The 438-nt window shown below is 38.4% G+C and carries 2 rRNA genes; both read right to left on the minus strand.

Features of this window, described 5'->3' with window-relative positions:
• Positions 1 to 83: 83 nt before the first annotated feature.
• Positions 84 to 199: ribosomal RNA gene (gene rrf, locus GQR39_RS19980) — 5S ribosomal RNA — on the minus strand.
• A gap of 157 nt (positions 200 to 356) precedes the next feature.
• Positions 357 to 438: ribosomal RNA gene (locus GQR39_RS19985) — 23S ribosomal RNA — on the minus strand; the annotation flags it as partial.

Raw genomic sequence — 438 nt, forward strand, 5'->3', positions numbered from 1 at the left:
TATAAGCTATCAGTTATTTATTTTATATCCTAAACGAAAAAATCCCTGCTGACGTTAGTCAACAGGGATTATCCGTATTAGGCGCTTGGCAATGACCTACTTTCACATGAGGAGACCTCACACTATCATCGGCGCAGCTGCGTTTCACTTCTGAGTTCGGCATGGGATCAGGTGGTACCACAGCGCTATTATCGCCAAGCATAAAAAATAAATTAGAAAAGCTGTTAGATATGTTCTAATTCTGAAATTCTTTCATCTTACAAAATTATGTTTATGTAAATATACTTCACAAGCGCTAGTTTAAAGAGTATCCACTCTATGTGTCTTGGTAAACACCAACACCACTTAGGTGTTGTATGGTTAAGCCTCACGGGTAATTAGTACAAGTTAGCTCAATACATTACTGCACTTACACACCTTGCCTATCAACGTTGTAGT

Origin of the sequence: Pseudoalteromonas sp. C8, from assembly GCF_011378685.1 — a bacterium.
GTDB classification, from domain to species: Bacteria; Pseudomonadota; Gammaproteobacteria; order Enterobacterales; family Alteromonadaceae; genus Pseudoalteromonas; species Pseudoalteromonas arctica.